The 20,441-nt window shown below is 59.5% G+C and carries 18 protein-coding genes; 3 read left to right on the forward strand and 15 right to left on the reverse strand.

Annotated features, from left to right (window positions below):
• Positions 1-16 precede the first annotated feature (16 nt).
• From FTO74_RS19205 to FTO74_RS19220, 4 genes are all read right to left on the reverse strand, one after another.
• Positions 17-1,228, reverse strand: a complete 1,212-nt coding sequence (locus tag FTO74_RS19205; protein ID WP_255462397.1) for a TolC family protein — start codon at positions 1,226-1,228, stop codon at positions 17-19.
• A 149-nt stretch (positions 1,229-1,377) separates the two neighbouring features.
• Positions 1,378-1,731: a DUF190 domain-containing protein gene (locus tag FTO74_RS19210; RefSeq protein ID WP_162539584.1), complete on the reverse strand. Its 354-nt coding sequence runs from the start codon at positions 1,729-1,731 to the stop codon at positions 1,378-1,380.
• 309 nt (positions 1,732-2,040) lie between these two features.
• Positions 2,041-5,400 carry a TonB-dependent receptor gene (locus tag FTO74_RS19215; RefSeq protein WP_162539585.1) on the reverse strand — a complete coding sequence of 1,120 codons (3,360 nt, stop codon included), beginning with the start codon at positions 5,398-5,400 and terminating at the stop codon, positions 2,041-2,043.
• 329 nt (positions 5,401-5,729) lie between these two features.
• Positions 5,730-6,677, reverse strand: coding sequence for a S1/P1 nuclease (locus tag FTO74_RS19220; RefSeq protein WP_162539586.1), 948 nt, complete (start codon positions 6,675-6,677; stop codon positions 5,730-5,732).
• A 152-nt stretch (positions 6,678-6,829) separates the two neighbouring features.
• Between FTO74_RS19220 and FTO74_RS19225 the strand changes: the two genes are divergently transcribed.
• On the forward strand, positions 6,830-7,627 hold the full coding sequence (locus FTO74_RS19225) for a GntR family transcriptional regulator (protein WP_162539587.1): 798 nt from the start codon (positions 6,830-6,832) through the stop codon (positions 7,625-7,627).
• Positions 7,628-7,913: 286 nt separating this feature from the next.
• Here the strand turns inward: FTO74_RS19225 and mnmE are convergent, their stop codons facing one another.
• The 3 genes from mnmE to FTO74_RS19240 are packed head-to-tail and all read right to left on the reverse strand — an operon-like array spanning position 7,914 to position 11,345.
• On the reverse strand, positions 7,914-9,275 hold the full coding sequence (gene mnmE / locus FTO74_RS19230; protein ID WP_162539588.1) for a tRNA uridine-5-carboxymethylaminomethyl(34) synthesis GTPase MnmE: 1,362 nt from the start codon (positions 9,273-9,275) through the stop codon (positions 7,914-7,916).
• An 11-nt stretch (positions 9,276-9,286) separates the two neighbouring features.
• The gene (locus tag FTO74_RS19235; RefSeq protein ID WP_255462398.1) at positions 9,287-10,345 is read right to left on the reverse strand and encodes a purine nucleoside permease; all 1,059 of its coding nucleotides are present in this window, start codon (positions 10,343-10,345) and stop codon (positions 9,287-9,289) included.
• Positions 10,346-10,385: 40 nt separating this feature from the next.
• Complete coding sequence (locus FTO74_RS19240; RefSeq protein WP_162539589.1) at positions 10,386-11,345, reverse strand: SPFH domain-containing protein; 960 nt, start codon at positions 11,343-11,345, stop codon at positions 10,386-10,388.
• Positions 11,346-11,446: 101 nt separating this feature from the next.
• On the opposite strand from FTO74_RS19240, the gene FTO74_RS19245 reads away from it, so the two are divergent.
• Both FTO74_RS19245 and FTO74_RS19250 read left to right on the forward strand, forming a co-directional pair.
• Complete coding sequence (locus FTO74_RS19245; protein WP_162539590.1) at positions 11,447-12,148, forward strand: DUF2461 domain-containing protein; 702 nt, start codon at positions 11,447-11,449, stop codon at positions 12,146-12,148.
• A gap of 270 nt (positions 12,149-12,418) precedes the next feature.
• Positions 12,419-12,715 carry an HU family DNA-binding protein gene (locus FTO74_RS19250; protein ID WP_089407493.1) on the forward strand — a complete coding sequence of 99 codons (297 nt, stop codon included), beginning with the start codon at positions 12,419-12,421 and terminating at the stop codon, positions 12,713-12,715.
• 174 nt (positions 12,716-12,889) lie between these two features.
• Here FTO74_RS19250 and FTO74_RS19255 read toward each other — a convergent pair whose 3' ends face one another.
• The 8 genes from FTO74_RS19255 to FTO74_RS19290 form a co-directional block, all read right to left on the reverse strand.
• Positions 12,890-13,633: an isoprenylcysteine carboxylmethyltransferase family protein gene (locus tag FTO74_RS19255; RefSeq protein ID WP_162539591.1), complete on the reverse strand. Its 744-nt coding sequence runs from the start codon at positions 13,631-13,633 to the stop codon at positions 12,890-12,892.
• Between the two features lie 34 nt (positions 13,634-13,667).
• Complete coding sequence (locus FTO74_RS19260; protein WP_162539592.1) at positions 13,668-14,567, reverse strand: ParB/RepB/Spo0J family partition protein; 900 nt, start codon at positions 14,565-14,567, stop codon at positions 13,668-13,670.
• Positions 14,568-14,664: 97 nt separating this feature from the next.
• Entirely contained in the window at positions 14,665-15,624 is a 960-nt protein-coding gene (locus tag FTO74_RS19265; RefSeq protein WP_162539593.1) for an AAA family ATPase, read from the reverse strand.
• Positions 15,625-15,781: 157 nt separating this feature from the next.
• Positions 15,782-16,366: a 16S rRNA (guanine(527)-N(7))-methyltransferase RsmG gene (gene rsmG / locus FTO74_RS19270; RefSeq protein WP_162539594.1), complete on the reverse strand. Its 585-nt coding sequence runs from the start codon at positions 16,364-16,366 to the stop codon at positions 15,782-15,784.
• 7 nt (positions 16,367-16,373) lie between these two features.
• On the reverse strand, positions 16,374-17,165 hold the full coding sequence (locus FTO74_RS19275) for a gamma-glutamyl-gamma-aminobutyrate hydrolase family protein (RefSeq protein ID WP_162539595.1): 792 nt from the start codon (positions 17,163-17,165) through the stop codon (positions 16,374-16,376).
• 193 nt (positions 17,166-17,358) lie between these two features.
• Positions 17,359-18,105, reverse strand: a complete 747-nt coding sequence (locus FTO74_RS19280) for a lysophospholipid acyltransferase family protein (protein ID WP_162539596.1) — start codon at positions 18,103-18,105, stop codon at positions 17,359-17,361.
• Positions 18,102-19,580: a folylpolyglutamate synthase/dihydrofolate synthase family protein gene (locus FTO74_RS19285; RefSeq protein ID WP_162539597.1), complete on the reverse strand. Its 1,479-nt coding sequence runs from the start codon at positions 19,578-19,580 to the stop codon at positions 18,102-18,104. The genes FTO74_RS19280 and FTO74_RS19285 overlap by 4 nt, the downstream gene beginning before the upstream one ends.
• 182 nt (positions 19,581-19,762) lie before the next feature.
• A complete protein-coding gene (locus tag FTO74_RS19290) occupies positions 19,763-20,374 on the reverse strand; it encodes an NAD(P)H-dependent oxidoreductase (protein ID WP_162539598.1) in 612 nt (203 codons plus the stop codon).
• Between the last annotated feature and the right edge of the window lie 67 nt (positions 20,375-20,441).

The raw sequence follows: 20,441 nt of genomic DNA on the forward strand, positions 1-20,441 counted from the left end.
ATGCTTCAATCAGCGGTCAGTTCAGCAGACCAATGGCGTAGTCCAGATCGGCTCGTCGCGCCAGATAGCTATACCGTGCGTCCGCCGCGTTGATGCGGGCGGAGGTCTCATTCAGTTGCGCCTCGTTCAGCTCGACGATACCGCCCAGTCCAGCGTCGTAGCGGGCCTGCGCCAGACGTAGCGCTTCCGCACTCTGGGCCACAAGGCGCTGGGTCACATCGAGTGCCCGCAGCGCCTCATTCATCTGGCTGATGGCGTCGCGCACCTGCTGGTTCACGCGCAGCGTCAGGTCGGCCACATCCCTGTTTCGCGCACTCGCTTCAAGTGATGCCTCAGCCTCGCGTGCTCGGAACAGACCGCCGTTGAAGATGGGAACGTTCAGGTTGAAGCCCGCAGCCGCGTAGTCGCCCTGCAAGGTTCGATCGTGAAACGGCACTTGCCCAGCGGCTCCGAGCGCCTCGAGCGTCGGGAAGTTCAGGCGATGTTCGGCCTTCGTAAAATCCACTGCGGCCTTGGCGTCGAACTTTGCCGCATCGAGGTCAGCACGCGTCTGCAATGCCTCTGCCAAGAGCGCCGCCTCATCCTGCGCCGTCAACGGCGGCAGCGGTAGATCCTCCAGCTTCGCGGCGATGCTCTGGGTCTCGCCCATGGCCACTGCAAGCCGTGAACGCTGCTGCTCCACGATGCTGCGGGCATGAACGACCGTAAGCTCGGCCTCCGACTCCAGCACTGCGGCAAAGTTCACATCGAGCGTGGAGCGTAGTTGGCTGTTAGCCAGTGCCGTAATCTGATGCGTAATCAAGTGCCGGTTCGCCTGCGCCTCCTCTGCCGCATGGAGCACTGCCTCCGCGCCCAGCACACCGAAGTAAGCCTGGCGCACCGCCAGCCTTACCTGCGCATGAGTCAGGGTCACAAGATCTCGTTGCGACACCACCCGGTCACGCGCGCTCGCAACCAGCGCACTGGTGCGGCCGAAGTCGGTGACCAACTGCTGAAGACTCCCGCCGTAGGCAAACCGGTCGGATACGGAAGAAGTCGTCAGAGCGCCGGAGGCGGTACTTGTACCTGTATCGGCGACGCGAGAGCCGGTCGCATTGAAACCTACTGTCGGCAAGAGGGCGCTGCGGCTCTCCGCGACCCGCTGCTGCGCCGCACGTGCGCGAAGTTCTGCCGCCGCGATCCGCGGCTGATTGCGCAACGCGGCCTCTTCAGCGGAGGCGAGCGTCAAGGTATCTCCAGAGGGTGCGACCACTGGAGATACCGGTTGAACAGGATCTTGCACTTGAGCAAGGTCCTGTTGATGCAGCAGCACGAAGGCGAGCACCGTCACTGCAATCGATAGCCTCTTGGATGCACTCCGCAACAGATAGTCTTCCACTAAGCAATCACCTGCGATTTAGTTCGAGCTGACTTTATAACCTGCGTCGGATGTACCTCGACCAAGCCGTCGGAGACAGCTTCCAATAGCGCGGGCAGCAAGGCCTCGACCTTCTCCACCGCGTCCACAAAGGTAAGGATGATGGGAAGATGCTCGCCTTCGACAGAGCCTGCGCCCGAGACATGGAGCCGCTTGTTCGCACCAAATCCTGCATACGGCCGGATCACAGATGCACCCTCGACGCCTCGCTGCTGTAGGAGTGCCAGCAGGTCCTGATGTAGGAATCCTGTCTCCGAACCGGTATCGTCGTTCAGGTAGATTGTGACTTTTAGCGCGGGACCAACCCTTACCATTCACCCTCACAGCGCAAAATTCGCGGACTGGGATCAACGATAAGGTTCAATCCTCCTTTCAGCGCCTTACGTCTACCTGACGAAGTTCTTACGCCATCGAAATATCTCCGGCGCAATAAGTCACTGAAATAGTTACTATTTCTCGATGCAGAAGGTAGAAGATTGGAAAAATCCTCAACTTATAGGACGTTTCTGGAGGTCGCTTTATATCGTGAACATCCAGAGCAGGAGAGGGGAAGCCTTAGCGGCAACAGAACACAAAAAGGGCCACCTTTAAAGGTGGCCCTTTCTCTAACAACAAGCCTCGGTTTAGAAGAAAAGCCTCGCTGACAACTCGAGCTGTCTGGGGGTATAGCTGAAACCACTGTTGTTGGTACGGCTCACCGTTCCGAAGTTCGATTGGTAGGTCGCGGTACCCGTAAGCGCCGTAGACTTCGCCAACTGGAAGGCTGTTCCAAACACACTGGTCTCGTTCTGGTGATTTGCGACGTTGAATGCTTGCAAGAACACCTGGAGATACGTCCTCTCGGTGAACCGGAACTGCTTCTCAACACGCACATCATCAATCAAAACTCGGTTATATGTCAGGTTGTTATGGCCCAATTGCGGAATGTAGCTCGGGCCGCCCGATCCATTGAAGCTCGTAGAGATCGCGCTGTTCGAGTTGCTGCCGCTCACCGAAGCCGAGTAGGGAAGCCCTGTCTGGAACTGGAAGCTATTATCGAGGCTCCAGTCATTGACCGCGCGGCTCAGGATGCCATGGCCCTTGACCAGGTTCGGAAGGTTGTACAGAGCATATCCCACGAAACGATTCGGGATATTGAACTGGCTGTTGCCATAGTTGGCCCGTGGATTTCCATAGGGGTCGTACCAGCTATTGGTGCCACCTGCGGTTGTTGCATTCTGCGAGAAATCAAGTGCGTGAGCCCATGTGTAGCTCGCATCGAACTGCAGGCTTTTCAATGAGCGGTTCTGTATCTCCGCTGCGAGGGCGTTGTAGCTCGAGTTCACGTTGCTCAAGTACTCGCTGATCGAGCTGAAATTTGTTGCACTCGGTCCAAGAAGAGCAGTGTTCCCATGGCTCGTAAACGTCGGTACGGCGATCACGGATCCATTTGGAATCGGGCTCTTTCCGGTCGTATCGATGAAGGTTACATTCACCACCTGAGTCGCCGGATTGAGGTTTACATCCAGGAAGTTAGGAAGCTCGCGGCCCAGCGCCCCAAGGTAGCTCACCTGGAAATAAGTGCCGCGGCCAAGTTGCTGCTGCGCCTGCAGATCGAACTCCATCACCATCGGGTTTTGCAGGTTCTTCGCACGGAACAAACCCGCAGCCTTGGCAGAAGTGGTCTCCTGTGCCGGAGAGAACGTATTGCCAAAGAAAGGCTCAGACGCGAGGCCCGTTGAGGCGCTTACTGTCGGCGTAGTCTGCGCGAGCGGGCTTCCTGTCGTCGCGAGAACGGTTCCGAGATTGCCATTGGTGATGCGGCCATAATATGCACCGAACCCACCTCTCAGTACGGTCTTTCCCTTACCAAACACATCATAGGCAAAGCCGACGCGTGGCCCGAAGTTATTGCGATCATGCGGATTGTTATCAATTCCCGTATACGGTATGAAATTTGTAGTTTGCGAGATCAACGCCGGCACCGGCGCTGGAGTCAATTCATAGTCGTAACGAAGTCCAAGCTCAAGCGTCAATCGAGGCGTGATCTTGTAGTTGTCCTGCGCGAAGATGGCATAGTCCAGCGTTGCAAAATCGAACGTGGTGGGTCCAAAGCCCTGCTGATAAGTCGAGTAGCACGGGTAAGCTCCGACTGCGCTAGCGGTAGCCGTAGCAGCGACGAGCTGCGCCGCGTCACACGTTCCTCTACCCTTCGCCCCAAGGTCCGCAAAATAGTTCGCGAGATTGTTGCTGTAGATGTAGTTGCCTTCGTAATACTGAGCCTGGTTTGTCAGGTCGTAGTTGTGCACAATATCCACGCCGAACTTGAAGCTATGGTTACCATGGCTCAAATAGAGCGTGTCACCGATCTGCCACTTCCTTTCATCCGGATATTTCGGGCGGTAAGAATAGTAAGGCGAGCCGAAAAACGCTCCGATCTTGGTGTCTAGCGTGATGTACGGAATATTGCCGTTTGCCTGCTGCAGCACATTCTTCGAGTAATCGCTCAATGGCTGCTGGCCTTCATTATTCAGCTCACGTCCGTACTGATAAAGCATCTCATTCGAGAGGTTCGAGCGAAACAGGCTTGTGAGCTTTGCCAGTCCATAATCGAGTTTCACGAAGTCCGTACCCGTGGAGTCCAGAGAGTAATCACCAGTTGCATTCGTCTGCACGCCGCCTGGCGAATCCCAACGAAGCCGATGGTACAGCACCTCAACATGCTCCTTTGAATTGATCTGGTAATCAAGCTTTGGAGTATTGATCTCCTGATAGCCAGTGCGCGGGATCAATCCGAGATCCGTGTTCAGGGCCGCAAGATCAGACTTATAGAGCGCAGCTCCTGCGGCATAAGTTGACAGCTTTAACCGCGCCGTCAGTGTGCAGGCCTGTGCGTCGATTACGTTCCCGCCTGCCGGAGCGCCAGCCAGATAACCCGTTGTAATGTTGCACGTTGCAGATCCGGGTAACACAGCGTCAGGCTGTGCATTGAAGCCGTAGGAGGAGCTGTTATTTACCGACGAAGGGTTCGATGCCACGCCGGAGAGCGGGAAGATGCGACTGTGCTGGTCATACGTGTAGAAGAAAAACAGCTTATCCTTGATGATCGGCCCACCAGCAGAGAAGCCGTAGATCTTGCGAATGTCCTTCGGCTTGAAAGGCACGTTCGTCACCGTGCCGCTTGAGCTCACCTGCGGAATCGTGCTCTGGTCGTTGAACGCATTCCACTTGCTCTCGCGATCGTAAAAGTATAGCTGACCATGAAGTTCGTTTGTTCCGCTCTTTGTGACCGAGTTCACAACGCCACCGGCTGCACGGCCATACTCCGCGGGATACACGCCCGTATTCACCTGAAACTCGCGGACTGCGCTCCCCGAAGTGGAATAAGCCTCGCGCGTCCGTCCGCGTTCTTCGGCGAAGTAGGCCTGGTTATCATCCGCGCCGTCAATCTCAATGTTATTTAGAATCGTGCTGATACCACGCACACTGATTAAACCGAAGCCGCTAGAATCCACAGTCACACCCGGCGTAAGAAGCGCCAGTGCCGACCAGCGCCGGTTGTTTACGGGGATATCTTCAAGAGCCTTTTGATTGATATTCGAAGAGAAATCAGGCGACTCGAAGTTCAGCACAGGGACGTCTGCCGACACCTCAACACTCTCACTGGCGCCGCCTGCAATCAGGTGAGGGATGATGTTGGTCAACTGTCCAACCTGCACCGTTACCTGGTCGCGATAGCTGCTGAATCCCGATGCTCCTACAGTCACGACATAGATGCCCGGCTCAAGAAGTGGAGCTTTGAAAAAGCCGCTGTCATCCGTCGTAAGCTTCACTTCGGCATTCGTACCGTTGTTATGGATCGTAATAGCGGCCTTCGGCACCGCGGAGTTCGTTGTGTCGAACACCGTTCCGCCGATAGCTCCTTGTGTACTGGATTGCGCAAATGAAGTAGCCGCCACGAAAATAGAACATCCAGAGAGGACAAGCGATGAAAGCTTTCGCATTTTTCTTCAACCTCTGCTTCGATAGTGAAGCTGCTTTTTATGGTGGGTATTGAGATTCAAAACATGACGCTGTGCCATAACGTCGCTTTGAAAATTGAGGTTCTGACGCTCCCATCAGTGAACCGCTGTATTCGGAACGCCCTGTTTCGACACGCCGAGCAAAGCGTGCCCTCGCAACGGACCCCTTGCAACAGAGGAAATTCATACCCTCATGGCTCCGCTGCAAATTCAATAGGTTGAGCTGCATTTACCGGCGTTGCCGCACGAGATATTTGCAGGCTCCCATGCGGCAACGCGAGGTTAGAACCGCAGGCGAAGCGGAAACTGCTTCAGCGTGCTGCAGCTCGTTCCGTCACCCGTGGCGGGACCGGTTCAGCCGATTGCAGCCACGCTGTATAAATCAGGTCTCTCAACTCAGTTGCCGCGGCCGCCAGTTGCTGCGAAGCGAATTTCTTTCCTTCAGCCGTCCCCTCACCGTTGAAGGCTCCGGCCTTCTCTAGTCGATAGGTATCCTCAACCAATGTGTGTGAGTGCCTGAGATAGTCCACATACTGATTGAAGACATCTCCAACTGCCGCCGGCTGCTTCACGACCAGGGGAGCGACATCCGCTTCCTGAATGTTGTTATGGACAAACTCGCTCTCGAAGAGTCCGTGAATCTTATGCTCGGTCGTATATTCATTCGGATTTGGACCGTTCCATCCATTCGGCTTATCCGAGGTATGCAGAGGCATCGATCCGTCGCCGACATAATGTCCAAGCCATCCCGCCAGAAATACGATCTCTGCTTCGAGCGCACGCGTATCTTCTTTGCCTGACGTCATCGCACGGTAGTCGCGCATCGCAACCTTCAGTCGCTCCCACACCTCATCGGCCTGGTATGGCTGCATCCCCACCTTCTCCGCCGTAATGACCATGTCGGGGTGCGATGCCTGCGATAACGCCAGCGCGCGCACATAGTCATAACGCTTGCGCGGTAACTGAGTCAGGACCTTGTCGACGGTCTCGAGTTGTATGTAGTGCTCGGGCGCGGTAGCAGCCGTAAGTTCCGGCTCCAGAACTCCGCGCCAGTGATCGGGCATGGGCGCGTAGTAGCTCATCGCACTCATCGCTTGCGTACTGCGGAGGAACGCAGGCACATCGGTCGGCAGCGTAGAGCAAGCCAGCCGGTTAATCATGCGATGTCCATCCACTCCCCAAGCAAATGCAGAGGGTGGCGGAAGAAGTGCTGGAATCACGAAGAGCAAGCAGGAGCGAAGAAGCCGAAGTCGAATCATGAACTCTTTTCCTAGTGGTCTGGAGTCGAAGTTAGGCAGGCCAGATAAACCTCGCGAGAATAAAAGATGAGCGCACGGTTAAAAGATGGCAGACGTCTGACCTCTTACCTCTCAGCACATCTCCTCCCAAACCTCTGGCATAATGAAAAATCATGGCAAACGAGGACGGAAGGGAACGGGCCACTAACGTCCTAAGCGATCGCATCTGGAATGGAGTGCCTCGTGAAAATCTCACGACGCGCGTCGCCAATGCCATCCGGGAACAGGTCAATGCAGGTAAATTGCAACGAGGGATTCAGCTCAGAGGTGAGATCGAGTTCGCGCGCGAGCTTGGTGTCAGTCGCCAGACATTGCGAGAGGCAACGAAGCTTCTTACCCGCGAAGGTCTACTGACGATTCGCCACGGCGCGGGCACCTTCGTATCTGAGCCCCCGGTCCATCTGAGTAGTCCACTCGATACCATGCACTCCATGTCCACCCTCATTCGCGAAAGCGGAGGGGAATCCCGCGTCGATGGCTTGAAGATTCGCCAAACCAATGCCACCATCGAGATCGCGAGAGCACTGGACATCTCCGAGGGCGCTCCCGTAGCTGAAACCTTTCGCCGCCGACTCATCGGGGCCAGGCCTCTGGCAGTAGCCTACGACTATATCGCTCTCAATGACGACGCTGCATGCAAGCTACCCCTCATCCAGACCTTTGATGGCGGCTCCATCTATACATTCATGGCCACGAAGCTTCACCGCAAACTCGTGTCCAGCGAATCGGCTTTAGCGGCAGTCGCAGCCTGTGAAGAACACGCAGAGCTGCTGCATGTAAAAGTTGGCTTCCCACTTCTCCTCATGCGCGAGGTCCATTTCGAAGAGCAGCACCTGCGAGGCTTATACAGCATCATCTACCACAACTCGTCGCTCATGGAGTTCACACTTATGCGACCAGGAACACGTTGATAAGTTCTTTAGCCGCAGCAAAGCTGCCTGGCCGAGACCATAGAAGGAAGTACAGGGTTTCGCTTTCTAGTCGTACAGGATTTCGAAGAAACAGCCCTGGGACGAAAGGGCAAAGGAAGAAGAGTAGCCGCCCGATCAGGAGCTTCGGCTACTCGGGCAACGGCTTCCTGAAGGCCGTAGAACCGGAACACATCTACCTGTTAGGCATAGGGCCTAGTACTAAACAGGCTATTTTATTGACTATTTTGAACCGTTGAAACTTGTCGGGAAGTGCGTGGAAGCGATCTTACTTGCCGATGCAGAAGGTAGAGAAGATCAGCGCCAGCACATCGTCCGTGGTCGTCGCGCCTGTGAGCGTATCGAGCGCCTGGAGCGTGGCGTAGAGATCGAGCAGCAGCATCTCGTGCGGGGTCTGCTGCGTCACCGCAGCTTCAGCGGCGCGCAGGGCAGCCAGGGCAGCCGTCAGTGCCGTGTGCTGGCGCACGCTGGTTACCAGCGCCGATTCCCCCACCGGAGCCGCCAGCCTTGCCACAATCGCTCGCCGCAGTTCGTCGATCCCCTCCCCAGTGAGAGCGGAGGTAGCCACTCCATTCACAGCCGCGAGACCCTCAACCAGATCGCTCTTGTTCCACGCCACAACGGCGTTGCGGCCCTCAAGCTCGGCAAGGATCGCGGCATCCTCCGCATCGAGAGCTTCGACCGCTCCATATCGGCTGGCATCCAGTACTAACAGCACCACGTCGGCCTCGGCCATCAGGGTCCGCGTGCGTGCGATCCCCTGCGACTCGGCCTCTCCCTCGATCCCCTGCGGCGCGTCCCGCAGCCCCGCCGTGTCGATCAGTTCCACCGGAATCCCATTCAGCGAAAGCCGCTCGCTGATGGGGTCGCGCGTCGTCCCCGGAGCCGCAGTCACGATGGCCCGCTCGCGCTCCAGCAGCCGGTTGAAGAGCGACGACTTGCCCGCGTTGGGCCGTCCCACAATCGCCAGCGTGAAGCCCTCGCGTAGCACCCGACCGTAGGCGAACGTCCCCGCCAGCCGTGCCGTCTCGGCCTCTACCTCGCCGATACGCTGCACGATCTCCGCCTGAGGCATTAGATCGATATCGTCCTCGGCGAAGTCGATCCCGGCCTCGAGCGTCGCGATCAGCTCCACCAGCCGCTGCTTCATCGGTGCAACGCTACGGCTCAACGCCCCGCCCATCTGCCGCGCCGCCAGCCGCGCCTGCTCCAGCGTCGAAGACTGGACCAGATCGTCCACCGCCTCGGCCTGCGTCAGGTCCAGCCGCCCGGAGAGAAACGCCCTCCGTGTAAACTCTCCCGGCTCGGCTAATCGCGCGCCGTTGCCGATGCACCCGCGCAGCACCCAGTCCAGCAGCACCGGCGAACCGTGGCACGCGATCTCGATAACATCTTCGGATGTATACGAGTGCGGGGCCACAAACCAGGTCACCACCACCTCGTCCAGCACCTCGCCCTCTGCGTCGAGCACCGCGCCGAAGCGCACGCGGCCAGCAGCCAGCGGATGCCGCAGCCGCAGCATCGGCGCGACTACCTCCCGCGCCCGCGCGCCCGACACCCGCACCACGCCGATGCCGCCGCGCCCCGGCGGAGTCGATACGGCAACGATTGTGTCCTGGTCCTCAAGCATCCTTCGTAAGCTTACCGCGCAGCCGGAGCCTGCCCCTCGTACCTGGCCCAGTTCCCTTGCAGCTCATGCACCACACGGCTTCCCACCACCCACGAGACCTCGAACGCCGTCGAACGCAGATACGGCGTCGTCACGCTCTCGAGCGCCGTCTTACCGGTGGCCTGCCGGCTGAAGTTCGACCCCACCCGCAGCACCATCAACCGGCTATAGTCCGCGCGCTTCATGCGGTCCAGCCGCCGTAGCGCCTCGGCTACGCCCGAATCCTCCATGTTGGTCATCACGAAGTTGCCCTTGCCCTTCGTCCACAGGCTCACCCAGTCGTTCGCGGCCTGCGTCAACACCGCGCCGTGCCAGTAGGTATCGCTGGCGTAGCTGTCGCCCAGCACTACCGACGGTGGTTGCGAGGCCAGTGCATACTCTTTCCACGCCGCGCGATTGGCCGCCATCGCCGCGTTATCCGGCAGCTTCATCCCCCGCGTCAGCTCGTAAGCCCAGCGTGCCAGCCCAGCGTTCAGTTCGTAGTTGTTCTCCACCGAGACATGGGCCGGATACACATTCGGAGCCGTCGAGCCAACTGGAAACAGACCGTATCCCCAGCTCGCCGGTGCCTCGCGCGAGTCGATAGACCGCGAGACATCACCGACCACATAGCTCGCCCAGGCCGCCGTCCCCACGGTGCCATCCGCCGGGTCGACGCCGGCGATCCCATCCACCAGCCAGTAGGCGTGGGTCAGGTCGAAGCGCGGGTCCACGCCCAGCGCCATCACCGACGCTGTGGCGTTCACCAGCGTCATGCCGGTCACGATGCCCAGCACATCGTGTGTTGCGTTGTAGCGGATCGGATGCACGCCACCGGGAAACGCCAGCGTCCCCGCCAGCGGCTCGCGCTCCACCCAGTTCTGAAACTCGCCCGGCGCATCCCCGGTATCCTCACCCGGCTCAAAGGTCGTCACCACCACAACCTTGATCGGCCAGGGCTTCTCGGCCGTCTGCGCGTGCAGAGGCGTGGAGGCAGGCAAAGCGGCAAACAACAGGGCAGCAGCAGCGATGATCGATCTCATCCGATTCATCCGTGGAGGCTCCTTCTGAGCTGGGTAATCTACTCCCAGCTTACCCCTCCGGCTCAACCGGCGGAGGCGGCCGCCGCGACACACCTGCTTCACCGCCGCCCTGAGACATTCCTCCGCGCAGCCCAGCCAGTATCTGCGTCTGAAAGTCATTGGCCGCACCCGGATTATTCGGAAGAAAGATCGTGTTCGTCCCGCCCCTCGTCCCGATATCGCGCAGCGTGTCGAAGTACTGTGTCAGCAGCACCAGCGCCATCACATCCTCGCTCGTGGCCCCCGGCACGCCCTGTTGAAAGTGCTCAATCGACGCGCTCAACCCGTCGATGATGGCCTGCCGCTCCGAGGCGATTCCCTTGCCCTGCAGCGCCTTGCTCTCGGCCTCGGCCTCAGCCTGCTTCACCTTCAGGATCTTCTCCGCCTCGCCCCGCGCCTGCGCCGCCACCTGCGACCGCTGTGCCGCGTTGATGTCGTTCATCGCCGCCTTCACCTTCACGTCCGGCACGATGTCGGTCACCAGAGCCGTCAGGATATTGAACCCGAATCCGCTCATGATCTGGTCCAGCTCCACCTTCACTGCCACCGAGATCCCCGACTGCTGCTCGAACGTCTCATCCAGCGTCAGCTTCGGCACATGCCCCAGGATCGAGTTGAATACAAACGATTCGATCTGTTTCTGCGGCGAAGACAGCCGATAGAACGCGTCGTAGATCTTATCGTCCAGCACCTGGTACTGCACGCTCACGGGAATCTGTACGAAGACGTTATCCCGCGTCTTCGTCTCCACCGAGAACTGCGCCTGCTTCACCTGAAGATCGACGATGTAAGCCTGCTCCGCGAACGGCAGCAGTACATGCAGCCCCGGTCGCAGAATGCGATGGAACTTGCCAAATCGTTCCACGATCCCCGCGCTCGCCGTACGCACGGTGAACAACGTCTTGAGCACCAGCACCAGGCAGAAGATCGCCGCAGCCACAAAAAGGATAAAGACAATAGACACGCTCATCGCTCCCTCTTCTTACCTGATCCTACCCATGCGGGACATCTCACCACCGACACCGGAACGGCCAGCATACAACAGCCGCATCACAGCGATACGATAACTCCATGCCAGTCCAGCCCGTTCACTTCTCCGAAGCCGCCCTCAAGTTCCTCCGCGGACTCAAGCGCAACAACGACCGAATCTGGTTCGACGAGCGCAAGCCCATCTACGAAGCCGAACTAAAAGCCCCGCTGCTCGCCCTCATCGACGAGGTCAACGCCGGGCTCGCCAGGTTCTCGCCCGAGCACGTGCGCCCCGCTCCAAAGGTAATGATGCGCATCTACCGCGACATACGCTTCAGCAAGAACAAAGCCCCGTACAAGACCCACGTCTCCGCCTGGTGGGCACGCCAGGGGCTCGAGAAGACCTCCGGCGGCGGCTTCTACTTCCACCTCGACGCCAACGAGATCCACATCGCCGCCGGTGTCTACATGCCCGAGCGCGAGCAGTTGCTCGCCATCCGCAGCCACCTGGCAGAGCATCATGCCGAGTACCGCAAGATCATGGCCTCGAAGAAGCTGAAGGCCTCCATGCAGGTCTTCGACGGCAACCCCATGGCCCGCGGCCCCAAAGGCTATCCCGCCGATCACCCCGCTATGGACCTCCTCGTCCAGCGGCAATGGGGCGTCATCGCTGTTCTGCCCGCCGCCCGTGCCCTCGAACCTACTCTTGCTCGCGATATCGTGGAGCACTTTCGCCTGGCCGCGCCCATGGTTTCCTTCCTCAATCGGCCCCTGGCCTCTCGCCCCAAAGCCCCTCTCTTTTAGGCGAAAAGAGAGGCCAAAAAGCTAAAATTCCCCTAAAATTTGGCCATTTTGAGCGAAAAATGGCACAAAACCCGGAAAAACCTGTGGAAACCCGAGAAAACCGGTTGACAAAGGGTTCCGAAGAGACGAAGGTGGATTGCGGTACGGTTCGCCGGACCCCTATGAATACAGGAGATTTCGCGTAGCGCGAAGTCGGCAAAGGGTCCAGGACGCGCCTCACCCGCTTCAGAACAACTGAAGCACATCTCGAACACTGAAGGAGCAACACAAATGGCAAAGGGAATGACCAAGACAGCACTCGTTCGCGCACTGGCCGAAAAGATGGAACTCACCAACAAGCAGACCTCGGCCTTCCTCGAGCTGCTGGCAGAGACCGCCGTCAAGGAAACCAAGAAGAACGGCGAGTTCACCATCCCTGGCATCGGCAAGCTCGTCAAGGCGGAGCGCAAGGCTCGCCTGGGCCGCAACCCCCAGACCGGCGAGACCATCAAGATCAAGGCCAAGACCGTGGTCAAGTTCCGCGTCGCCAAGGTCGCTAAGGACACCATCGCTCCCCCCAAGAAGTAACTAGCAACCAAAACAGTTACATATGTGCAAAACACAGCAGGGACTGCCTAACGGCAGTCCCTGCTGTGTTTTATCTCCCTCCCTTTGCCCCCCCTAGAAAACGCCGAAGGCGTGTTCTCTACCAAGCGAGGGCGAGACCCTAGCCTGGTATCCGGGCAAGGACAGCAAAGGTAGCTATGAAGCCTGCTTGGGCAGCAATGCCCTTGCCACCAACGAGACCCCCAACGATACAATCACTCCCTGCCACAGCAACGAAGCGTTATACCGCCACCCTACCGCAGCAAATGAAGCTGCCACACCCCACATATAAATCTCCCCCACAAACGCCTGCCCCCACCGCGGCCGCTTGCCAGAACCCATCACCCGCGCCTTCACCACCGGCCACACCCGCGGCACCAACCCACAATATGCCACGTATGCAGGCCCCAGCTTCTCCGAAAGAAACGCCTCTTCCCCCAGGATCAGCCTCATCTGGAGCAGCCCGATCATCACAATCGTAAAGATCGCCCCACTCACGGGCATCAGCAGCGCCAGCGCGAACGTATGCATAAACGTCCCGACATACAGCGGGTTCCGTAGATGCCGGAACGGCCCGTCTGCGATTACGCTGGACTCGTCGCCCGGATGCATCGCACCGTCCTTCACCACATCCGTGCCTAGATAAGCCGCGCCCCACGTACGCAACCCGGCTCCCAGCAGCGCAAACGCGATCCCCAGCCCCAGCAGGACATCGAACGCGCTGCCAATACTGCCGATCCCCGCCTTTGGCATCGTCGCCGCCAGGATCCCCCATACATGCGCGTTCGGCCCCGGCGGGTCCAGGTGTAGCCAGTGGTTCCACGGCGCCGTAAAGCCCAACCCATAGATCACCAGGTGCAGCAGATAGCGAATCCGAAACTCAAACGCAGAAGCCTTCATCTCTCACCTAATACAGAACTAAAACAGTTACAAATCAACCTTCGCCCACCACCGCAGCCATAATGGCATCGAAATCTTCCAACCGCGAGTACTCGATAATTACCCGGCCCTTGCCCTTTGTGTCTTCGATCCGCACCCGCAGTCCCAAGGCTCTCTGCAACCGGTTCTGGGCCTCGTGTACATTCGGGTCCTGCGCGGCCTCAATCTTCTCTACCTTGCCGGGTTTCGACTCCGGGTTCAGCAGCCCTTGCACATACGTCTCAGTCTGCCGTACCGACATGGACAGCGCCATCACCTTCTGAGTAGCCGCCACAATTGCCTCTGCCGATCCGAGGGCCAGCAGCGTCCGGGCGTGCCCAAAGCTCAGCTCGCCCGACTCCACCCTGCCCTGCACCGACTCCGGCAGCCGCAGTAACCGCAGAAAGTTCGCCACGCTGGCCCGTTCCTTGCCGGTCCGTACAGCCATCTGCTCCTGCGTCATCTTGAAGTCGCTCTGGAGCCGCTGATACGCCCGCGCCTGCTCCATCGGATTCAGGTCCGCGCGTTGCAGGTTCTCGACGATGGTCATCTCCATCGCCTGCTCATCCGAGACCGTGCGCAGAATCGCCGGAATCGTCGCCTTGCCTGCCTGCTTCGAGGCCAGCCAGCGGCGCTCTCCCATAATGAGCTGGTAACGCCCGCTCGGCAGCGGCCTCACCACGATGGGCTGCACCACGCCTGTAGCCGCAATCGACTGCGCCAGCTCGATCAGCTTGCTCTCATCGAAGCTGGTCCGCGTCTGAAACGGGTTCCGGTCGATCTCGCCTACCGGAATCTCCAGCGGTTTGCCATTGACCTCGGGAGCCGCCACCGGCGGAGCAGGCTGGCGTGCCGGCAACAGGGACTCCAGCCCCTTGCCCAACGCACGCCGCTTCGAATCATTCTGGTTCGTCATAAGTGCAATCGTCCTATCGCTAAAGATCTTTCAGCCAAACCAACCCAGCAGAGCCTACTGCCAAAGCATCAGAAAAGTCCTAAACCACCACTTCCGGCTACGGCACCACGCGGATTGGGTCGTCCGCGCTGAACGGCCACCGCTTCTTCTTTTTCTTAGCCGCCTCAACCGCCCGCTCCGCCACCAGACGCTCCATCTCGGCTGCGTGCTCATCCCGCAGCTTCTGCGCCGGTGATATCACCTTGTTATTACGCAGCAGCTCCAACGCCAGATCGCGATACGCATCCGCTCCCCGAGACTTCGGATCGTACATCGACACCGGCAAGCCGTGGCTCGGAGCCTCAGCCAGCCGGATATTCCGCGGAATCGTCGTGGCAAAGAGCTTATCCCCGAAGAAGCTCTTCAGGTTCTCCGTCACCTGCTGCGAGAGGTTGGTGCGATCGTCGTACATCGTCAACAGCACGCCTTCGAGAGCCAGCTTCGGATTGAACGCATGGACCACCCGGTCCAGTGTCCCCATCAGCTCTGAGATTCCTTCCAACGCGAAGTACTCGGCCTGCAACGGCACCAGCAGCCCATCCGAGGCCACCAGGGAGTTCAGAGTCAGCAGGTCCAGCGCTGGCGGGCAGTCCAGAATCGTAAACGCATACTCATTCCGTACCGGCTCAAGCGCTTCCCGCAGACGAAACTCCCGTCGCTTCTGCTGAACCAGCTCCAGATTGGCCCCGATCAGGTTCTTGCTGCCGGGAACCAGCGTCAGGTTGGGGACCCGCGTCTCCATAGCCGCTTCGGCCAGCGTGTTCGCGCCAAGAATGGCGTCATAAATAGAGAGCCTCTGCTCCTCGCTGTCCTTCTGCCGGGCCACGCCCAGCCCACCCGTCGTGTTGGCCTGGGGATCGACGTCTATCAACAGGATCTTCAGGCCTTCGGCTGCCAGAGCTGCCGCCAGGTTGATAGCCGTGGTTGTCTTGCCTACGCCGCCCTTTTGGTTAACGACGGCGATTACCTTGCTTTGGGCGGTCTTCTCTTGTGTGTTTTTTACTTGATCGTTCGACATAATCCGGTCTGCTAAGGGTACTTCCCCGCAGGCTTGCTGGCAAATGCCGTGCTATCTTCCTGGGTCTTCAGAGCAATGCGTCAGATTCTCGGATAACCGGCTGTTCCACGTGGAACATTGATTTCCGCATATTCCACCTGTTCCACGTGGAACAAAACTACGCCAAAACCACTTCCACTGCTCCGGAATCGCTCCCTGGGAGGGGAAACGTCTTCCCTCTCCCCGAACCAACACCTGTCGTAAGCTGAACCACCGAGCCGCCCGCCGCAACCCGGACCAAAGCCTCTGCCAGTGCCAGCTCCGGGTTATCCACTGCCCTCAGAGCTACCACGTCAAACTGTCTTGAAACCGGCATAGTATCCACCCTCGCCGCCCACACCTCGGTCGAAAGCCCCAACGTCCGCACCGCCTCCCGCAGAAACGCTGCTTTCTTGTTCTGCGACTCACCCAGTGTCACCTGAACCTCTGGGTGCACTAACTGCATGGGAATCCCCGGAAATCCAGCCCCTGAGCCAAAATCCAGCAGAGTTTTGCACGCCGGAAGATGCTTCGCTGCAAAAAGAGACTCCCCAAAGTGTCGCTGCACCATCTGGCGGGGGTCCCGGATTGCCGTCAGGTTGGTCTTGCCGTTCCACTTCACCAGAAGATCCAGATATACGGAGAGTTTTTCCACCAATGCGGGCGTGGTCTCTGCATAAGGTGCCAGAATTGCGGCAATCTCGTTCAAGGTCAGGGTCGCCATAGCCGTCTTAGGCCACCGACGTGTGGATAGGACGCGGTGCCCAGAGCCGGGCCGACTCGACAAAGCGGTCGAAGATCGCCTTGGAGGAGGGGCTGATGTCGTAGCTGCGCTCCGGGTGCCACTGTAGCCCCAGCACAAAGTGGGCCGAACCGCTGCCCTGCCCACCCTCAATGGCCTCCACCACCGCATCCTGCGGGCACCGGGCCACAACCTTCAGCCCGTCTCCGGGAATTCCGACGGCTTGGTGGTGCGAAGAGTTGATTGGCAGACGCAGGAAGGAATCCTGCTCCGGCGCTTCTGCCCTGGAAGCGCTCTCAGCGGTTAGGATATGCCCCAACAGCGACTCCGGTAGCACCGCCGCGCTGTGAGCCACGGCGACCTTGCTCGCCGCGTGGTTTACCGGCATCACCGTCAGGTCCTGCACCAGAGTGCCGGAGCGCCAGACGTTCAGCATCTGGGTTCCGAAGCAGATCGTAAGGATCGGCTTGTAGAGGTTGTGCGCGTCCTGTAGGAGCAGTTCGTCGACGTTCTCACGGGGAAGATCCGCAGCCGCCGTCGCTTCTATCGGCTCCTGCCCGTACTTTTGCGGGTTTACATCCGCCGGACTGCCCGGCAGCAGGACTCCCTGGCAGCTATTTGCCAGGTCGGCGATGGCCCGAGGCGTTAGGTCCAGCGCAAACTTCACGGGTTCGCCACCCGAACGCTCCACCGCCGCCGCGTACTGCGGCCAGCTCCGCTGGTTATAGTCGTGGTTAAAGCTGGTAGGCACGGGAATCGCGATACGAGGCTTGATAGACATAGCCTATAAATCCTAGCAGGGGTACTTCGTACCGTTCTCAGGGCGGTATGGCAGGGATTATCTGCATGGGGCCTCCCGTTGGTCGGCAGCGAGAATCTCAATTCCGACCAAGGGGAGGGCCTCGCGAAGCTTTAAAAAGGCGTGTGAACGCCCGCCCCGCGCATAGCGGACCCGCCTGCTAGGACAAGCCTTTTTAGCGATTCTTCTCGTAGAGTGCGGTGATTGCCGCGAAGACTCGGGCCGTCAATGCGTCGGCGTCCTTGGTGGTCAGCCCCACGGTGGAGATTGGCTCGCCCATCACGATCTTCAGCGGTCGTGGCATCAGGTGGTAGGTGTGCATCGGCAGCAGCTCGTAGGTTCCAATCAACGCCAGCGGTACGATTGGCACCTGCGCCTTGATGGCCATGAAGGCTGCTCCGGACTGGAACTCTCCTAGAAGCCCGGTCTCCGTACGTCCCCCCTCGGGAAACAGCACCAGCGGAAGCCCCGCCTGCAATGTTTTGACGCCGCGCAGAAGCCCTGCAATCGCCGAACGGTTCGATTTTGCGTCGATCGGCACCTGGCCGGAGCGGTTCAAGTACCAGCCGACGAAGGGGATCGTCCAGAGCGATTGCTTCGCGAGGATTCGGAACTGAAATGGCAGCTTCGCGAAGAGAACCGGCGTGTCGTAGTAGCTCAGATGGTTCGAGGCGTATACCGCTGTCTTACGCGGCAGGTTCTCAAACCCTACCCGCTTTACCGGGGAGAGAGCGATTTGCAGCAACACAGCGGCCCAGGCCCGCGCGATGGCGTGCTGCTGCCTGCCGGACTTATCCCATAGCCCGGCCACCAGGGAGATGCAACCAAAGAAGGTGGTCGCCAACGCGACCAGAGGCATCAGCAACAGGTAGGTGAGCCAACGCAGCGGCGTCCGCGCTGGAGCAGATGCCGGAAGGCTCATTCGGCGGCGACCTCTACCGGCTCCGTGTGCGGGTGCAGCAGCAGGCCGCGCAACTCGCCCACTAGAAAGATTGAGCCGGTGGCGATAATCAGGCCGCCCTCCGGCGTAATCTGCCGGGCCTGCGCCAGCGCTGCCTCCGGGTGGGGAGCGGCGTGAGCCGGAATCCCCAGGGCATGGGCCGCACCCAGCAGGTCGTCCACCGAGGCCGCGCGGGGGCTGGGAACCGGGGCCAGCACGATGTGGTCGTGCCGCCGCAGCGGGTCGCCGTCGGGGCTGGAATCGAAGAGCGGAAACAGTATCCGCGAAATCTCCTTCAGGTTTTTATCCTTCAGGCAGGAGAAGAGCAGGGTGCGCGGACGATCCTCCGGTAGCGCCGCGATGGCGGCTCTGAGGGTCCAGGCTCCGGCGGGGTTGTGGGCTACGTCGAGCAGCAGGTTCTCGCCGATCCGCTCCAGCCTTCCCGGCCAGCTCGTGTTGTGAATCCCCTGCTCCAGAGCGGTGTTTGTGATTTTGTAACTGTTTTTGTTGCGTAATTCGAGAGCTGCCGACAGGGCCAGTGCGATGTTTCTTTGCTGATGCTGTCCGGCCAGCGGTGAGTCTACGAGGATGGTCCCTGAGCCGTCTTCGAGTCTGAGGGTGTAGAGGTTTCTGGGGAGCAGATCCGTCGTCTCCGGCAGCGAGCCGTCACGGGAGGGTGGCGGAATGTAGGCCGCCGCGCTGACGCCGTGGACGTTCAGCGCCATCGCCGCTTCGCCGATGGCCTGGTTGGCCTCGGGGTGCTGCGGCAGGGTGATAAGGGTTCCGTTCTGGCGCAGGATACCGCATTTTTCCGCGGTGATGAGCGCGATGGTGTCGCCAAGGTAGTCCTGGTGGTCGAGCGCGATGTCGGTGATGATCGAGAGCAGCGGCTCGACGATGTTGGTCGCGTCCAGACGGCCTCCGAGGCCCACTTCAAGCACCATGATGTCGGCCTGGCGGTCGGCGAACCAGGTGTAGGCCAGCGCCGTGACCACCTCGAAGAAGCTCGGCGTGTGGGGGAGCTGGCCGTCGCGGACGAGGGTCTCGGCGGTGGACCAGACACGGCTGTAGATGCGACCGAAGTCGTCGTCGGGGATGGGATGCAGCTTCAGTTCTCCCTCGGAGCCGACGGCGCTGGCGGAGCCGTACTCGCCAGGCAGGGTGGGCTGCGCCAGTTGGATACGCTCGTTGACACGGATCAGGTGCGGGCTGGTGTAGAGGCCCGTGCGGTAGCCTGCGGCGGTCAGGATCGAGGCAAGGGTAGAGGCGGTGGAACCCTTGCCATTGGTGCCTGCGATCAGTACTGACGGGACGAGGTTCTGGGGGTCGCCCAGGGCGCGCATGAGCACGCGCATGGTGGCGAGATCGAACTTGCGGCGCGGTGCCGACGGGTCCGTTGGGGGAGCTAGCTCCTGGCCCAGAGCATACAGGTGAGCGACCGCTGCGGCGTAATCCATAGGAGCTATTTTATGGGGTGTTGAGGATCGCAGGTTGGGAGTGCTACGAGAAACACGCGAAGCGTCCAAAACAGCACGATGTGTCCCGGCGCGTGGGCGTGGTTGCTGTTGCTTTGCAAAAACAACACCCCTCCTCCGCACAGACATTGCGGAGAAGGGGTGTTGTTTCTTTAGCGGTTAGTTTACTTGGCTGCTTCGACTACGGCGGCCTTGTGCTCTTCAACTACCTGGGGCAGCGTCTTCTCGCCCGTGTTCAGGGCGTTGCTGCCACCTGCGAGGACGATGTTCACGTCCGTGATGCCGATGAAGCCGAAGATCTGCTTCAGGTAGCCGGACTCGGCGTTGTACGCCTCCATATGTGCGCCGGGCGTGTAGACACCACCGCTGGCGATGATGATCGTCAGCTTCTTGCCCTTGGCCAGACCCTCGTACGAGGTGGAGAAGGTGCGGCCCACGCGGACGATGTGGTCGATATAGGCCTTGGTGATCGCCGGAGTGGCAAAGTTGTACATGGGCGTGCCGAGCACGATGTGGTCGGCTGCCAGAAGCTCATCGACCAGGTCGTTCGAGATCTTGATAGTCTTCTGGATCTCGGGGGAGTGCTGCTCGGCCGGGGTGTAGGCACCCATCATCCAGGGCACGTCGACGAAGGGCAGGTCGGTCTTGAAGAGGTCGCGCTCGACCACCGTGCCGGAGTAGTTCTTGGTCCACTCTTCGGTAAAGATCGTGGTGAGATTGCGAGATACGGAGTAATCGCCGCGGGGGCTGGCGTCGATTTTGAGCAGTGTGGGCATTGAAAGATCTCCTTGGAGTTGGTCTTGCGCACATCGGTGTTCAAACACCGATCGCTTTACTTACTAT

Origin of the sequence: Granulicella sp. WH15 (genome assembly GCF_009914315.1) — a bacterium.
Lineage (GTDB): Bacteria > Acidobacteriota > Terriglobia > Terriglobales > Acidobacteriaceae > Edaphobacter.

Excerpts from the sequence above, each read along its gene's own strand:
- mnmE (WP_162539588.1), bottom strand. The coding sequence starts at position 9,275 with ATGCTTGAGGACCAGGACACAATCGTTGCCGTATCGACTCCGCCGGGG.
- FTO74_RS19235 (WP_255462398.1), bottom strand. The coding sequence starts at position 10,345 with ATGAATCGGATGAGATCGATCATCGCTGCTGCTGCCCTGTTGTTTGCC.
- FTO74_RS19260 (WP_162539592.1), bottom strand. The coding sequence starts at position 14,567 with ATGACGAACCAGAATGATTCGAAGCGGCGTGCGTTGGGCAAGGGGCTG.
- FTO74_RS19220 (WP_162539586.1), bottom strand. The coding sequence starts at position 6,677 with ATGATTCGACTTCGGCTTCTTCGCTCCTGCTTGCTCTTCGTGATTCCA.
- FTO74_RS19285 (WP_162539597.1), bottom strand. The coding sequence starts at position 19,580 with ATGGATTACGCCGCAGCGGTCGCTCACCTGTATGCTCTGGGCCAGGAG.
- FTO74_RS19225 (WP_162539587.1), top strand. The coding sequence starts at position 6,830 with ATGGCAAACGAGGACGGAAGGGAACGGGCCACTAACGTCCTAAGCGAT.
- FTO74_RS19280 (WP_162539596.1), bottom strand. The coding sequence starts at position 18,105 with ATGAGCCTTCCGGCATCTGCTCCAGCGCGGACGCCGCTGCGTTGGCTC.
- FTO74_RS19255 (WP_162539591.1), bottom strand. The coding sequence starts at position 13,633 with ATGAAGGCTTCTGCGTTTGAGTTTCGGATTCGCTATCTGCTGCACCTG.
- FTO74_RS19245 (WP_162539590.1), top strand. The coding sequence starts at position 11,447 with ATGCCAGTCCAGCCCGTTCACTTCTCCGAAGCCGCCCTCAAGTTCCTC.
- FTO74_RS19215 (WP_162539585.1), bottom strand. The coding sequence starts at position 5,400 with ATGCGAAAGCTTTCATCGCTTGTCCTCTCTGGATGTTCTATTTTCGTG.
- FTO74_RS19290 (WP_162539598.1), bottom strand. The coding sequence starts at position 20,374 with ATGCCCACACTGCTCAAAATCGACGCCAGCCCCCGCGGCGATTACTCC.
- FTO74_RS19265 (WP_162539593.1), bottom strand. The coding sequence starts at position 15,624 with ATGTCGAACGATCAAGTAAAAAACACACAAGAGAAGACCGCCCAAAGC.
- FTO74_RS19275 (WP_162539595.1), bottom strand. The coding sequence starts at position 17,165 with ATGTCTATCAAGCCTCGTATCGCGATTCCCGTGCCTACCAGCTTTAAC.
- FTO74_RS19210 (WP_162539584.1), bottom strand. The coding sequence starts at position 1,731 with ATGGTAAGGGTTGGTCCCGCGCTAAAAGTCACAATCTACCTGAACGAC.
- FTO74_RS19250 (WP_089407493.1), top strand. The coding sequence starts at position 12,419 with ATGGCAAAGGGAATGACCAAGACAGCACTCGTTCGCGCACTGGCCGAA.
- rsmG (WP_162539594.1), bottom strand. The coding sequence starts at position 16,366 with ATGGCGACCCTGACCTTGAACGAGATTGCCGCAATTCTGGCACCTTAT.
- FTO74_RS19240 (WP_162539589.1), bottom strand. The coding sequence starts at position 11,345 with ATGAGCGTGTCTATTGTCTTTATCCTTTTTGTGGCTGCGGCGATCTTC.